This is a genomic window from Micromonospora sp. NPDC005172 (assembly GCF_040608555.1).
GTDB lineage: Bacteria > Actinomycetota > Actinomycetes > Mycobacteriales > Micromonosporaceae > Micromonospora.
The window spans coordinates 120,127-133,239 of record NZ_JBEXIL010000016.1 but is presented as its reverse complement, the minus strand read 5'-3'; the positions used below and the strand labels follow the sequence as shown (position 1 = coordinate 133,239).

16 protein-coding genes are annotated in these 13,113 nt (G+C 68.8%); 6 read left to right on the top strand and 10 right to left on the bottom strand.

What is annotated here, in order from left to right:
- Nucleotides 1-98: 98 nt before the first annotated feature.
- Together ABZV06_RS14205 and ABZV06_RS14200 are read right to left on the bottom strand one after the other, a co-directional pair.
- Nucleotides 99-539, bottom strand: coding sequence for a VOC family protein (locus ABZV06_RS14205; RefSeq protein ID WP_355621449.1), 441 nt, complete (start codon nt 537-539; stop codon nt 99-101).
- 85 nt (nt 540-624) lie between these two features.
- Nucleotides 625-1,536 carry a LysR substrate-binding domain-containing protein gene (locus ABZV06_RS14200; RefSeq protein WP_355621446.1) on the bottom strand — a complete coding sequence of 304 codons (912 nt, stop codon included), beginning with the start codon at nt 1,534-1,536 and terminating at the stop codon, nt 625-627.
- A gap of 143 nt (nt 1,537-1,679) precedes the next feature.
- Between ABZV06_RS14200 and ABZV06_RS14195 the strand changes: the two genes are divergently transcribed.
- Nucleotides 1,680-2,399, top strand: a complete 720-nt coding sequence (locus tag ABZV06_RS14195; RefSeq protein WP_355621443.1) for an SDR family oxidoreductase — start codon at nt 1,680-1,682, stop codon at nt 2,397-2,399.
- Nucleotides 2,400-2,445: 46 nt separating this feature from the next.
- Here the strand turns inward: ABZV06_RS14195 and ABZV06_RS14190 are convergent, their stop codons facing one another.
- Nucleotides 2,446-3,408 carry a zinc-dependent alcohol dehydrogenase family protein gene (locus tag ABZV06_RS14190; protein ID WP_355233446.1) on the bottom strand — a complete coding sequence of 321 codons (963 nt, stop codon included), beginning with the start codon at nt 3,406-3,408 and terminating at the stop codon, nt 2,446-2,448.
- An 83-nt stretch (nt 3,409-3,491) separates the two neighbouring features.
- Here ABZV06_RS14190 and ABZV06_RS14185 point away from each other — a divergent pair, with 83 nt between their 5' ends.
- Nucleotides 3,492-4,061: a helix-turn-helix domain-containing protein gene (locus ABZV06_RS14185; protein ID WP_355233444.1), complete on the top strand. Its 570-nt coding sequence runs from the start codon at nt 3,492-3,494 to the stop codon at nt 4,059-4,061.
- A 41-nt stretch (nt 4,062-4,102) separates the two neighbouring features.
- Here the strand turns inward: ABZV06_RS14185 and ABZV06_RS14180 are convergent, their stop codons facing one another.
- Nucleotides 4,103-4,576, bottom strand: a complete 474-nt coding sequence (locus tag ABZV06_RS14180) for a hypothetical protein (protein ID WP_355621440.1) — start codon at nt 4,574-4,576, stop codon at nt 4,103-4,105.
- A 71-nt stretch (nt 4,577-4,647) separates the two neighbouring features.
- On the opposite strand from ABZV06_RS14180, the gene ABZV06_RS14175 reads away from it, so the two are divergent.
- On the top strand, nt 4,648-4,824 hold the full coding sequence (locus ABZV06_RS14175) for a hypothetical protein (RefSeq protein WP_355621437.1): 177 nt from the start codon (nt 4,648-4,650) through the stop codon (nt 4,822-4,824).
- Nucleotides 4,821-5,186, top strand: coding sequence for a GNAT family N-acetyltransferase (locus tag ABZV06_RS14170; protein WP_355621435.1), 366 nt, complete (start codon nt 4,821-4,823; stop codon nt 5,184-5,186). The genes ABZV06_RS14175 and ABZV06_RS14170 overlap by 4 nt, the downstream gene beginning before the upstream one ends.
- Nucleotides 5,187-5,202: 16 nt before the next feature.
- On the opposite strand, the gene ABZV06_RS14165 is transcribed toward ABZV06_RS14170, so the two are convergent.
- On the bottom strand, nt 5,203-5,664 hold the full coding sequence (locus tag ABZV06_RS14165; protein WP_355621432.1) for a hypothetical protein: 462 nt from the start codon (nt 5,662-5,664) through the stop codon (nt 5,203-5,205).
- A 161-nt stretch (nt 5,665-5,825) separates the two neighbouring features.
- Between ABZV06_RS14165 and ABZV06_RS14160 the strand changes: the two genes are divergently transcribed.
- Nucleotides 5,826-6,104: a hypothetical protein gene (locus ABZV06_RS14160; RefSeq protein WP_355621429.1), complete on the top strand. Its 279-nt coding sequence runs from the start codon at nt 5,826-5,828 to the stop codon at nt 6,102-6,104.
- 317 nt (nt 6,105-6,421) lie between these two features.
- Here the strand turns inward: ABZV06_RS14160 and ABZV06_RS14155 are convergent, their stop codons facing one another.
- From ABZV06_RS14155 to ABZV06_RS14140, 4 genes are all read right to left on the bottom strand, one after another.
- Nucleotides 6,422-9,175: a tetratricopeptide repeat protein gene (locus ABZV06_RS14155; protein WP_355621426.1), complete on the bottom strand. Its 2,754-nt coding sequence runs from the start codon at nt 9,173-9,175 to the stop codon at nt 6,422-6,424.
- Nucleotides 9,172-9,582: a hypothetical protein gene (locus ABZV06_RS14150; protein ID WP_355233434.1), complete on the bottom strand. Its 411-nt coding sequence runs from the start codon at nt 9,580-9,582 to the stop codon at nt 9,172-9,174. Before ABZV06_RS14150 ends, ABZV06_RS14155 begins: the two co-directional genes overlap by 4 nt.
- Nucleotides 9,583-9,779: 197 nt before the next feature.
- The gene (locus tag ABZV06_RS14145; RefSeq protein WP_355621423.1) at nt 9,780-10,214 is read right to left on the bottom strand and encodes a hypothetical protein; all 435 of its coding nucleotides are present in this window, start codon (nt 10,212-10,214) and stop codon (nt 9,780-9,782) included.
- A gap of 131 nt (nt 10,215-10,345) precedes the next feature.
- A complete protein-coding gene (locus ABZV06_RS14140; protein ID WP_355621420.1) occupies nt 10,346-11,239 on the bottom strand; it encodes a hypothetical protein in 894 nt (297 codons plus the stop codon).
- Between the two features lie 498 nt (nt 11,240-11,737).
- Here ABZV06_RS14140 and ABZV06_RS14135 point away from each other — a divergent pair, with 498 nt between their 5' ends.
- Entirely contained in the window at nt 11,738-12,058 is a 321-nt protein-coding gene (locus ABZV06_RS14135; protein ID WP_355233428.1) for a putative quinol monooxygenase, read from the top strand.
- Between the two features lie 552 nt (nt 12,059-12,610).
- Here the strand turns inward: ABZV06_RS14135 and ABZV06_RS14130 are convergent.
- Nucleotides 12,611-13,069 carry an ArsI/CadI family heavy metal resistance metalloenzyme gene (locus tag ABZV06_RS14130; RefSeq protein WP_355621417.1) on the bottom strand — a complete coding sequence of 153 codons (459 nt, stop codon included), beginning with the start codon at nt 13,067-13,069 and terminating at the stop codon, nt 12,611-12,613.
- Nucleotides 13,070-13,113 lie beyond the last annotated feature (44 nt).

Sequence of the window (13,113 nt, the reverse complement as noted above, 5' to 3'; positions counted from 1 at the left end):
CCGGCTTCGGGCGGTGCCGGCTTCGGGCGGTGCCGGCTTCCACAACATCCCCGACGTTGCTGGCTCCCGACCGACAGCGGCGGCCCGCACGCCAGCACTCAGCGCAACTCCTCGGCGAGCCCGACGATGATGCCCTCGGGGCCGCGGACGTAGCAGAGCAGGAAGATGTCCTCGAATCGCTGCACCTCGCCGACCAGCTCCGCCCCGTGGCGGCGCAGCCGGGCGATCGTGTCCTCGACGTCGTCGACGGCGAACATGACCCGACGAATGCCGAGGGTGTTCGCCGGGGCGTCCTCCGGCTCGTGGCGAACAGCCGTGGGCGCATGGAACATCGCCAGCTCGACCTTGCCCTGGCCGTCCGGGGTCCGCAGCATGGCGACCTCCTGCCGCACGTCCTCGACGCCGATGACGCGCTCCACCCACCGGCCCTCGACCGGTCCCCTGCCCTCCAACTCCATGCCGAGCTCGACGAAGAACGCGATGACCGCGTCAAGGTCCTCGACAACGATGAGGACGTTGTCCATCCGCCGGATCGCCATGCTGGTTCCCCCTGCTCTAGGTGCGGCCGCAATGACCGCGTCATGGTGGCACCCAAGTTCACGCGCCTCCTCGCGGGGCGCGGCCTCAGCTGGGCGGGCCCGATCCGGCACTGCCCGGCATGGGAGCGCCCACGTCGCCGGCCTGCTGCGCCGCGATGTCGACGAACTCGCGCACCAGCGGTGACCGGTTGTTCTCGGCCCAGGCCAGGCACACCTGGTTGTGACCGAGGTCGCCGACGGGCACGTGGACGACGTCCGGCCTGGTGTAGAACCTCGCGGTGGACAGCGGCAGGATCACCACCCCGGCATACGCGGCGACGTGCTCCAACTTCTCCTCGACGGAGGTCAGCACCGGCCGGGGGCGGGGCTCCGGGTCCGTCGGACGGTTCGGCAGGTCCCGCCACTCCGGCACCGCGTCCGGGTCCTGAAGAAGGCGCTCCTCGGCCAGCTCGGCGAGGTCGACCGACTCTTTGCCCGCCAGACGATGTTCGCCGGGCAGGACGACGACACGGGGCTCGGTGAACAGCGGGCGTAGGCGCAGGCCCCGCTGGTCGACCGGAAGCCGCACGTAGCCGACGTCGGCGCGCCCCTCGCGGACGACCGCGGCCTGGTCGTCCCACGATGTGCGGACGACACCGACGGCCAGCTCGGGGTGCCGCTGAGCGATGGCGCGGGCCTCGGCGGTGACGATGATGCCCGGCATGAACGCGATGGTGAACGTCTGCCGGCCGTGCGCCGCCCGCTGCACGCGCCGACGCAGGGCCTCGGCCGAGGCCAGAAGCGGACCGGCGTCGGCCAACAGTTGACGACCGGCCTCGGTCAGCACGGTGGAGCGGCGGTCCCGGACGAAGAGCTCGGCGCGGAGTTCGTGCTCGAACGCCCGGATCTGCCGCGACAGGACCGGCTGGGCGATGTGCAGCCGCGCGGCGGCCCGGCCGAAATGCAGTTCCTCGGCAACGGCCACGAAGTAGCGGAGCTTGCGCAGATCGATGTCCATCCGACCCTTCCGTCCGCCGCGCACGTACCCGACCTCCACGATACCCGTCGGGTATCACAGCAGGTCAAAGAGGTCTTGGACGAGAGCAACAGTGCCGACGCACCGTGGTGTGCGTCAGCCGAACACGATCCGGAAGGACCATCATGACCCTCACCGACCAGCGCGTCGTCGTCCTCGGCGGAACCTCGGGAATCGGGCTCGCGACCGCTGCCCGGGCCGCCCAGGAGGGTGCCCAGGTCGTGGTCGCCTCCCGCAACCGGCGCAGCGTGGACCGCGCCCTCGCCGCCCTGCCGGCCGGCACCCAGGGGTACGTCGCCGACCTCGCCAACCCGGACGACGTGACGCGGCTGTTCCAGGGGCTCGGCCCGTTCGACCACCTCGTCTACACCGCCGGCGAACCGCTCGCGCTGATGTCCGTCGACGCCCTCGACCTCGCCGCCGCCCGTGCCGCCTTCAACCTGCGCTACTTCGGGTCGCTGGCGGCGGTCCACGCGGCGCTCCCGCACCTGCGGCCCGGCGGGTCGATCACCCTCACCACCGGCACCGCCAATCACAGGCCGAACGCGGGATGGTCGGTGGCCGCCAGCATCACCGGAGCGATCGACGCGCTGGTCCGCTCGCTCGCCGTCGAACTGGCACCGATCCGGGTCAACGCCGTCTCCGCCGGCGTCATCCGCTCACCGCTGTGGGACGCACTGCCCGACGACACCCGAGAGCAGATGTACGCCCAGCTCAGCGCGTCACTGCCGCTCGGCCGGGTGGGCGAGCCCGAGGACGTCGCCGAAGCGTTCGTCTACCTCCTGCGGTCGACGTACGCCACCGGCACGGTAGTCACCGTGGACGGCGGCACCCTGCTCGCCTGAGACCCGTGCGCCGCGGCCCTGCGCGGGTGGTCGCCGCCCGTCCCCGCTACGGAGTGAGGACGATCCGCCCGAAGACCTGGCCGGCGGCCATCTTCTGGTGGGCGGCCACCGCCTGTTCCAGGGGCAGCACCTCGTGCACGACGGAGACCAGTTCGCCACGGGCCGCCGCGGCGAACTGGTCACGCCGCACGGCCTGGCGGGCGGGTTCCGGCACCGTCGCGGCGCTGAACGTGGCGAACGACATCGACTTCTGGAAGGCGGCCATCAGCGTCGCGCCGAAGTCTGCTGGCGGCTGGCCCCCGACCGCGCCGACGAGCACGAGACGGCCGTTGGGATTGAGCCTGTCGAAGAACGAGGGCATGCTGTCACCCGCGACAACGTCGATGATCACGTCATAGCCGCGGGGAGCGTCCGACCCTCCTGCTCCGGTGCGGTCGAGCACGTGGGTTGCACCAAGGCCACGCAGCCGGCGACCACGCTCGGGCGACGAGGTGGTGACCGCGACAGCGCTGGCGTCCCGGCGGCTCGCGAGTTGCACCGCCATGATCCCGATGCTGCCGGCCGCACCGCGTACCAGGACGGTCTCTCCGTCGGAGAGATGCGCGTGGGCGAGACCGAAGTGGGCCACGACCCCGGAGCTGCCGAGCGTTACGGCATCGACGACGGAGAGGCCAGCGGGGAGGGGCAGCACCTCCGGGATCGGGGCGACCGCGCGCTCGGCGTACCCACCGCCGGTGCCGGTGAACGCCCAGACGCGCTGCCCGATCCACGCCGCGTCGACGCCCTCGCCCACCGCGGCCACCGTCCCCGCCACCTCGCCGCCGAGGATGTGACCCTCCCGGAAGCCGTAGGCGGCGAGGGCGCCGCTTCGGATCATGACGTCGGCGCCCGCGACACCGACCGCCTCGACGGTGATCATCACCTGCCCCCGAGCCGGAACCGGGTCAGGGATGTCGGTCACCGCCAAGCCGCGAGGATCGCCGAACTCCCGGATCATGACTGCCTTCACATGTGCCTCTTCTCGAGCCGGACCGCCCTGTGGTCAGCGCAAACGGTAGTGGACGCCGGCGTCCGTTTAGCTAAAATGAGAGCGTGACCGAGCAGTTGACTCGAAACCTACGGTCGGACGCGCGGGACAACCGCCAACGGATCCTCGACGTCGCCCGGACGATGTTCGCCACCGACGGCATGGACGTGCCGATGCGCGAGATAGCCCGCAGGGCCGGGGTGGGCCCCGCCACCCTCTACCGGCGCTTCCCCACCAAGGAGGCACTGGCCACCGAGGCATTCGCCGAACAGATGGACGCCTGCCAGGTCATCGTCGACGAAGGACTCGCCGACCCCGACCCGTGGCGTGGCCTGTGCCAGGTGATCGAACAGCTCTGCGAGCTGCACGCCCGCGACCGGGGCTACACCACGGCGTTCACCACGGCCTTCCCGCACGCCGTGGATCTCGCCGCGAAACGCCGAACGGCCCTCGCCTCACTCGCCGACCTGACACTCCGGGCCAGGGACACCGGCCACCTGCGACCCGACTTCGTCCTGGACGACCTCATCCTCATCCTGATGGCCAACGGTGGCCTGCACGCGACCTCGACGGACGCCCGGGTCGCCGCCTCCCGACGATTCGCCGCGCTGGCCATCCGAGCGTTCCGCGCCTGAAGCGCGTCGTTACCGACCCGGCCGCGCCTCGCCCTGACCCGTCACACCGTCGCCGGCGACAACCGCATCTGCTGCCAGTTGCGAAACACGAAGCGGTGGACCGACTTCAACCCGACCCACAGGGCCGGATAGAGGGCCGCCCGACCGAACCCACGAACCGTGACCGTCGTCGTCCGGGTCACCTGCGTGCCGCGTTCCGTCCTGGTCAACTCGAACACGTCCCCGAGCTGGTCGACGAAGCGGTGGAAGCCCAGGTCGGTCGACTCCATGTGGAACGCCAACCGGACCGGCGGCTCCCACGTCGTGATGCGTTGCCGCACCACACCCTGCTCCGACACGCACTGCCGGGCGACGCCCACCTCACCGGGGCCCTCGGGCAGGCGGCACGTCGTCGGTCGAGGCGTACCCAGATAGAAGACCGGACACCTGGGCTGCAACTCCAGGCGTGAGTCGCACAGCGCCGGCCACAACAACTCGGGTGGGTGGGGCATCATCCAGCGCGTACGCACGATCATGCCGTCACGGTAGCCCCGCCGTCGACGCCGCCCTGTCCCGGGACAGGGCGCCGTTGTGCGAGGCTTCGGCGGTGACGACGTTCAGCATCCGTACCGCCACGTCGGCCGACAACGGTTTCCTTGTCGACATGCTCGTGCAGGCCGTCAACTGGCTGCCCGAGCGCAACTGGCCGCGCGAGGAGATCCTGGCCAACCCCGAGCTGGCCCACTACGTCGACGGTTGGATGCGGCCGGGGGATTTCGGGTGATCGCGGTGGACCCGGCCGACCGGCCGGTCGGCGCGTCCTGGTGTCGACACCTGACCGCCGCCGATCCGGGCTACGGGTACGTGAGTGACGACATACCAGAGCTGACCCTCGGTGTGGTGGAACACTGGCGCAATCGCGGTGTGGGCCGGGCGCTCCTGCGCGCCGTTCTGTCCGTCGCACACGATCGGGGCCTGCGGGCGGTGTCGTTGAGCGTGGAGCGGGCGAACGTCGCCGCGAAGCTGTACGCCAGCGAGGGCTTCCACACGGTCGAATCGTTCGACGACGCGGACACGATGGTCACACAGCTCGCCGGCCCCCGTACCCCGACGGGGTTCGACCCGTCGGTGACGGCGAACCCCTGACCGACGATGCCGGGCGCTACCGCCCGGGCCGCGCACCGTCGGGCGTGACCGGCCCGTACACGTGGCGGCGCACCAGGTCGTCCCGTTCCAGGATCACGTCCACGACCTGCCAGAACTCGGCGATCCTCGGGTGACTGAGCCCCTCTTCCCGGGTGAGCTTGCGTCCGAAGATCGGACTGTCACCGGCAACCTCGCCACCGTTGACGAGCGTCGCAGCAGGGGCCGGGGAGCCGACCACCGGGCCGACCCGGCAGCCGAACGTGATGTGGTCGTCGAAGCGATCATTCCCCCACGTCCCCAGGATGGCATCGATCCACGCCTCGTGGACCCCGTTGTGGTGGTAGCAGCTCGCGAAGTAGACGGCGAAAGCGGTGTCGCCCTCGTAGATGTTGGCCCACGTCCGGTCCGCGTCCGTGTCACAGCACTGGCACACGAACTCGCGTACCTGGCGGCTGCTCTCATCGATCACGAGGTTCACCGCGCGAACACTAGCGGCGGTCAGCGCCCGGCGCGATCCCGCACACCGCACCGCGCGACGAGGCTTTGCCGTGCACTGAAAACGGTGGTCGTCGGCCGCTGCCGTGGTGCACGCCCAGCGTGGGATCGCTGGCACCCTCGTCCGGGTGAGAGGCTGGGCGCGTGAGTCTGGACGGGCGAATCGCAGCAGTGCTTGCCGACGTACGTCTGGTCGAGTGGCAGCGCATCGGCTATGACGGGTGGCGCGCGATGCTCGATGACAAGGACATCCGGCAGGTCGTCGGCGAGGACGGGAAGCGGTACAGCGTGGTCAGCTACGCCCTTGACGACGGCGATGGGCGTATCCGCATGTCGGTCGCCGTGGACGATGGGGCCTGGTCCGCGCTCGCACCGCTGGTGCGAGACCAGATCATGCATCCGGATGGCACGTTCGTCGAGTGACCCGCCCCGGCCGAGAATCGCGCCGAGCGTGCCGAGACCGGAACGCCGTGCCCCACGCGCCGCCTCGCCCGCATATCCTCGTCCGGCACGGCCCGGAGTGCGAGTCATGGACGCCTGCGAGGCCGAGGCGGGGTATCCGCCGATCAGACGAGGCATCGTCTGAGTACCGGGATTACATCCCTCCGGGCCGTGCTCAGGCCGCGTCAACTCCCAGCCGGTGTCTCGACTCACCTCGCCGGGCGGAGCGTGATGGCGTCGGGCAGTCGCAGCGCTCGGACGAGATCAGCGATGGAGTGGACCTCACGGCAGGACAGCATTCAGCCTGCGTCATTCGTACCCGACCGCCTACGCTGAATCTCCATTCGTATCTCCGAAGCCCGCTGCTGCAGCGACAGCGCCTCCTCGGTCTGCCCCAGCTCCCTCAACGTGTATGCCAGGTTGTTCAGGCGAGTTGCGATGTCAGGATGCCCCGCGGGCAACGCCGCCTCACTGATCTCCAACGCCCGCCGCTGCAACGGCAACCCCTCCTGCTCCCGCCCCAACTTCACCAATGAGTACGCCAGGTTGTCCAGCCGGATTGCGATGTCAGGATGCCCCGCCGGCAACGCCGCCTCACTGATCTCCAACGCCCGCCGCTGCAACGGCAACCCCTCCTGCTCCCGCCCCAACTTCACCAATGAGTACGCCAGGTTGTTCAACCGGATTGCGATGTCAGGATGCCCCGCCGGCAACGCCGCCTCACTGATCTCCAACGCCCGCCGCTGCAACGGCAACCCCTCCTGCTCCCGCCCCAGAGCACCCAACGTGGACGCGAGATTGTCCAACCGCAGCGCGATGTCAGGATGCCCCGCCGGCAACGCCGCCTCACTGATCTCCAACGCCCGCCGCTGCAACGGCAACCCCTCCTGCTCCCGCCCCAAATCCCCCAATGAGTACGCCAGGTTGTCCAGCCGGATTGCGATGTCAGGATGCCCCGCCGGCAACGCCGCCTCACTGATCTCCAACGCCCGCCGCCGCAACGGCAACGCCTCGTCCGACCGCCCCAGAGCACCCAGCGTGGACGCGAGATTGTCCAACCGCAGCGCGATGTCAGGATGCCCCGCCGGCAACGCCGCCTCACTGATCTCCAACGCCCGCCGCTGCAACGGCAGCGCTTCTTCAGCCTGCCCCAGAACCCTCATCGTGAAGGCGAGATTGTTGAACCGCAGCGCGATGGTGGGGTGTCCTGCGGGCAACGCCGCCTCACTGATCTCCAACGCCCGCCGCTGCAACGGCAACGCCTCGTCCGACCGCCCCAGAGCACTCAACGTGGACGCGAGATTGTCCAACCGCAGCGCGATGTCAGGATGCCCCGCCGGCCTCGCGGCCTCACTGATCTCCAACGCCCGCCGCCGCAACGGCAACGCCTCGTCCGACCGCCCCAGAGCACCCAACGTGCCCGCCAGATTGTCCAACCGCAGCGCGATGTCAGGATGCCCCGCCGGCAACGCCGCCTCACTGATCTCCAACGCCCGCCGCTGCAACGGCAACGCCTCGTCCGACCGCCCCAGAGCACCCAACGTGCCCGCCAGATTGTCCAACCGCAGCGCGATGTCAGGATGCCCCGCCGGCAACGCCGCCTCGGACATCTCCAACACACGCCTCTCGGCCTGCAATGCCTGGCTGTACCTGGCCTGCGTGTAGTGATAGAACCCCAACTGGCCCAACAGGTAGGCGAAAGTCAGGTCTACGGCGTGCTCTGGCGTGTGTTGAAAGAGCATCTCGATGTGTGGGGCGAGTGCCCGCCACTGCGGCCAGGTATCTACGTCTTCTGATGGGTTGCCCGACGGCGCGGCTTGGTCGAGCAGGGCCATCGCGCGGTCAACGACTCGTTGCCACAACGATTCGGAGAGGTCGCTGTGCCCGTCGTGGTGGCCAGCCTCGGCCTGTGTCTGCGCTTGACCGCGGACCACCGTCTGGAGGAGTCGGTGCGTGCTGACTGTCGTCTGAGTGAGCGTGACCAGGTTGTACGACGCCAATGCCGACAACGCCTGGTCAACAGCCCCAGCCTGGTCGGCGTACCCGTCCAGGATCGATCGCGGCACGTCGTCGGGCGCGTAGCACGACAAGATCCGCAGCAGGTCGATCGCCGCCGGCCGGACTTCGCGCAGCCGGTCGAGGGTGAGGAGCCACACCTGGGCCACCGCACGCTCTGCCTGGTCGCCCTCCGCGATCGTGTTCAACACCTCGGCAGGTTGCGCCCGCAGCCGATCCAGGTAGACCGACACCGGCAGGCGGGTCTGCCTCAGGTAGCCGGCCGCCTGCTGCAACGCCAACGGCAGATACCCCAACTCGTCGGCCAACACCGCCGCCGCCAACAGGTCCTGCTGTTCCCCTCGCTCCAGCAGCAGCCGCACCGCGGACTCACGATCCAGCATGTCAAGACGCAGACAACCGTCGACAAGCGTCTCCCAGTTCACGTCACGCCGGGTCGTGATCAACAGGTGCCCGGTGTCCAGCTGCGCCAACAGCGGCTCGACGTCTGAGCGCTGCTCCACGTTGTCCAGCACGAGCAGCCAGCCCGACTGGTTCTGCAACCAACCGACCGCCCAACTCGCGGCCTCCGCTGCCGTCGCGGTCAACACCAGGTCCGGGTTCATCCGGGCCGTCAACGCCACCAGGCCGTTCTCGATCGCCGCCGGACTGTCGGCGGTCAGCCACCACCGCACCGGATACCGGTCGCGACAGCGGTGGGCGTACTGCAACGCCAACTCGGTCTTGCCGACCCCACCCAGGCCGTGCACCGCCTGACAGATCACCCCGCTACCAGCGGACATCACCGCCTCCAGCGCCGCGAACTCCTCCTGACGGCCCACGAACAACCGCGTCGCCGGCTTGGGAAGGTTGTGCAATCGAGCCCCCGTATCGGGTGCCGTCGACGCCCGATGCAGTTCGATCCGCCGCGCATCGACCTTCGCGTCGTTCCCCGTGATGGCGAGCCCGCTGATCTCACCCGCCGCGACCGACCTGCCGCCCTCGGCGCTTACCCCGGCGGACTCCGCGCCACGGTCGGCGGCATCCCGGTCGCTCATCGAGTCACCTGGCCACCATCCCCGGTGATCACCACCCCGCTGATCGTCTGGCTGGCGACCGACCGCTCGCCCGATGCGGTGATCGTCACCCCCGCCGACGCCAGCATCTCCGACAGATCGGCGACCAACCGCGCGTCGGCGGCCACCGCCTTACGGATCTGCAAACGCAACGCCGCCAAACGGTCCTCGTCAGCCGGGTCCTCAGCCACATCGAGCACCGCCGCCTCCACCAGCGGCGCTGACTCCTCCCGCCCCAGCAACCGACGCAACAGCCGCCCGCCGAGGCCGACCGTCGCGTCCGCCGCCACCTCCTGCACCCGCGCCACCACGCCCGCCCCGTACGCTCCGGCCGCCGCGGCCACGTATGGCACCACGGCACCAGCCAGGGAAGTCACATCCGGATCCATCAGCCCACACCCTCCGAGCGAGACAGCACACCAGCGACCCGATCAGTACCACACCGGTGCACACACCGTCACGGTGCGACCACATGCACCGGGCCGCAAGCCGCGCGGGCTACAGCCGTGCTTCGTCGAATCGCTGGATCGCCGAATCCGGTGCCGGCCCCAGCGGAGCGCACATCCGAACCGGTCATCGTGCCGCACTAGTCGTCGGGCGACCAGTGGGGGTCGAGGCTCTTGCCGTGCCCCCGGGGGCACCGTCCGTAGCCGGTGCTGGACACGTTCCAGTGGTGGAAGCAGTACGGGGCGTCGCACCGCGCACAGAAGCCGGCGTCGTCGTAGAAGCCGGCAGTCGTGACGGCGGCGTACCGGTACGGCTGGGTGAACGCGTCGACGATGCGCTGTGCCTCTGCCGGGTCCGCCGGTCGGCCGAGCCCGTTACCCGCCGCAATCCCGGAATACAGCAGCCACCATCGCTGGCCGCTGTGGCGCTCTCGCGCGGCGGTGTGGGCGTCGCGCTGCGCCGGTGACCAGCCCTGCCAACCGACCGGCTGGGCATCCGGTGCGACGAGTTCGACGTGGGTCGCCGGTCGCCCACACGCCGCGCACGGCGGCTCCGCGACGAAGGCCTCCACCATGACCGTCATCCTTCCCCGACCGCCTTGTGACCACACCCCTCGCCGAGCTGGCACGCCGGACGCGGTATCCGGCTGGACTGCTCCGCGCCGACCGCGCGGAGCAGTCCAGCCGTTTCGTACACGGGGACCCGTCAGCCGACGGCCATCGCGTGGGCGGTCAGGTGGTACGGCGCCAAGGTGGGAAACGGTGCTCTGGTGGCCTCGACCAGACCCAGCGCGTCCACGACGACGGGGGGCAGCGCCGGGGCGCTGATCGGCGTCAGCTCACTGATGGGCGCGCCGGCAACCTGCTGATCGCTGAACGTCTCGTACAACCTGAAGAACTGCCTGTCGACAGTTATCTGACGTTCGACGATGGCCTGATGGTGGAAATCCAGTTCCTCATAGGTCTGCGGGCTTCGACCGTCGGGCGCCAACTGTGCAGCGATACGCTCGTTCGCGTCACGGCAGTACATTATCCGTTCAGGGTGGTTCAGTCTTCGGTAGAACAGTTCCTGGATGCGCAGCAGATCGCGTACGACGACGGTGTAGACAGCCGTCGAGTGGAGCGGGTCCCGTCGTTGAAAGGTCGCCTCGTAGGAGCGGTCCTGGCTCTTCGACCTCGACGGATGGTGCCGCTGCTCGTCCCGCTTCGCACCTGGGTAGACCCCGCGCATGGTCCGCGTGAACAGTTCCTCGACGACATTCGCCCGCCGCTCGCCGCGGAGTCGGCGACTGATGGCCGTGGCGACCGGCGCGTAGGCGAACAGCGTGACGCTCGCCGCCCAGATGCCCGCCAGCGCCGGCAACCAGGGCGCATTCATCTCGCGGAGTACCGACGCCCCGGCCGTCTCGGCTGCCTGGAGCCACAGCGGCGGTTCGGGATGGGGCTGATTGCGCAAGTGGTCCTCCGAAAAGTAGTCGACGTCGCCACCGACGTGGAGGAGCACTGCCGAGTTCACCAGAAGACGTGTTAAAAGGGTCACTTCGCCCTCAAGCCGGCCGACCTGCGGCGATTCGGATCGCTCATCGACGGTCGCGCCCACGGATCGTCCCTCGTGGAGTGCGGTTGTCCGCAGGGGCTGCCATCAGGCGAATTCGACTGTCAACGCCGCCGCAGCCCGAGGTCCTCGCTTGGCGTTGTATTGGTCCAGCCAGGGGGATGGTCGATCAAACCGGATGACTGCGGGTTCGAGCTGCTGCCACACCTGGCATGGATGGTCGGCGATGGCCGCCGTTGGCTCTCGTTGGACGGCCTGGATGCGGCACGATCTCGCGAAGGGCGGCAACCCGAGACGCGAGGGGATCTGAACCCCCTACACCTCCGATCTCCCGTCGTGGACGCGAGGTCGCCAGCCGGAGCGCGAGGCTCGGGCGCCCGGCCGGCGATGCCGCCCCGCCGACCTCCACCGCCCGACGGCAGACGTCGAGCAAACGGGTCAGAAAACTGCTTGTTCGAGTTTTGGGACACCGAAGATCCTAGGATCGACGTATCGCCGAGACCACCGACACCGACCCGGAGACTTTGGGACGAGGGGCTAACCATGATCATCGTAACTGCACGGTTTCGAGTGCGCCCGGAAGACGCAGACCGATGGCCAGAAATCATTCGTGAGTACACCCTCGACACCCGAAAAGAGCCGGGCTGCGTATCCTTCGACTGGTCGCGCGGCCTCGATGATCCCACCGAATACATTCTCGTGGAGTTCTGGAAAGACGAGGCGGCCAACGCGGCGCATCTTGGCACGGAGCAGTTCCAGCAGGCTCAACGCGATCTTCCACCGCGTCTGACCGAGACAGTGCAAATCGTCAAGACCAACGCGTCCGGCTGGTCCCCTTTCACGGCGCTCACTGTCTCCCACTAGAGCCGCTCCTCCTTGCGCGCCAACTGGCACATGGAGAATTTCCAGCCCGTGACCGGACCACCCGAGCTGTGTGCGCGTCTCCGACGACCGCCACGAGACCCGGTGGTGCTGGGGGAAGTTCACGGCTGAAGACGGCTCGGTCTCGGCTCCTCAATGGGAGCTTGCTGGCGACACGGCGCAACCGGGCTACCGGATCGAGGTCCGCGACAACGGCACCGTCGCTTCTACACCGCCATCCGCGCCCTTCCCTATGGCCGCGCTGCCTTGTGGTCCTGGTTTGGCGTTTGGGCTGCGGGTCTGATCGGCACCATGCTTGCTGCAATGCTCTGACTGACAAGCGCTTCTTCTACGCGGTGTCAGACGTTGAAGCGGAACTTGGTGCGGCATCTTTGTGACCTCCGGCAACGCTGCCCGCACGCTGTTGGGGGCAGCTCCGGGTCCTCGTCGTGTCGCGCTGGTTGACGACGTTTCACGCTGTCTTGTGCCCCCGTCGTGCCCCAGCACTGCGCGCCCGCCTCCTGGATCGAGGACGGGCGCACGAGGGCGCAACGATCAGCAGCAGCTTGCTGCGGCCCCGCTGGTGGCCGGCTCCTTCTCGGCGGCCGAAGTGCAGCAGGCGCTCGCGGTGGCCCTCTCCAACTGCGGCGAGTCGGCCTTGACGGTGTAGACCTCCCATGGCTCGTTGCCGGGACCGCGCACCCACACCTTGTCCTGGAGCGCGTAGCAGCACTCGGTGTCGTTCTCCTCCAACGTGATCAGGCCGGAGTCGGTGAGGCGCTTGGTAGCGGCGTTGACCTCGTCGGTGGTGGACACCTCGACGCCCAGGTGGTCCATCACGGTGGGCTGGTCGGCCTCGCCCTCCAACAGGACGAGCTTGAGCGGCGGGTTCTCGACGGCGAAGTTCGCGTAGCCGGGGCGACGCTTGGCCGGCTCGACGCCGAACAGCTTCGAGTAGAAGGCCACCGAGCCTTCGAGGTCGGACACGCGCAGGGCGAGCTGAACGCGGGACATGGCCATCTCCTTGCCTAGATGTTTATCGAAGCAAGACCTACGTT

Coding starts and splice junctions, on each gene's coding strand:
- ABZV06_RS14205 (WP_355621449.1), bottom strand. CDS start 539: ATGGCGATCCGGCGGATGGACAACGTCCTCATCGTTGTCGAGGACCTT.
- ABZV06_RS14200 (WP_355621446.1), bottom strand. CDS start 1,536: ATGGACATCGATCTGCGCAAGCTCCGCTACTTCGTGGCCGTTGCCGAG.
- ABZV06_RS14195 (WP_355621443.1), top strand. CDS start 1,680: ATGACCCTCACCGACCAGCGCGTCGTCGTCCTCGGCGGAACCTCGGGA.
- ABZV06_RS14180 (WP_355621440.1), bottom strand. CDS start 4,576: ATGATCGTGCGTACGCGCTGGATGATGCCCCACCCACCCGAGTTGTTG.
- ABZV06_RS14155 (WP_355621426.1), bottom strand. CDS start 9,175: ATGAGCGACCGGGATGCCGCCGACCGTGGCGCGGAGTCCGCCGGGGTA.
- ABZV06_RS14150 (WP_355233434.1), bottom strand. CDS start 9,582: ATGGATCCGGATGTGACTTCCCTGGCTGGTGCCGTGGTGCCATACGTG.
- ABZV06_RS14145 (WP_355621423.1), bottom strand. CDS start 10,214: ATGGTGGAGGCCTTCGTCGCGGAGCCGCCGTGCGCGGCGTGTGGGCGA.
- ABZV06_RS14135 (WP_355233428.1), top strand. CDS start 11,738: ATGATCATCGTAACTGCACGGTTTCGAGTGCGCCCGGAAGACGCAGAC.
- ABZV06_RS14130 (WP_355621417.1), bottom strand. CDS start 13,069: ATGTCCCGCGTTCAGCTCGCCCTGCGCGTGTCCGACCTCGAAGGCTCG.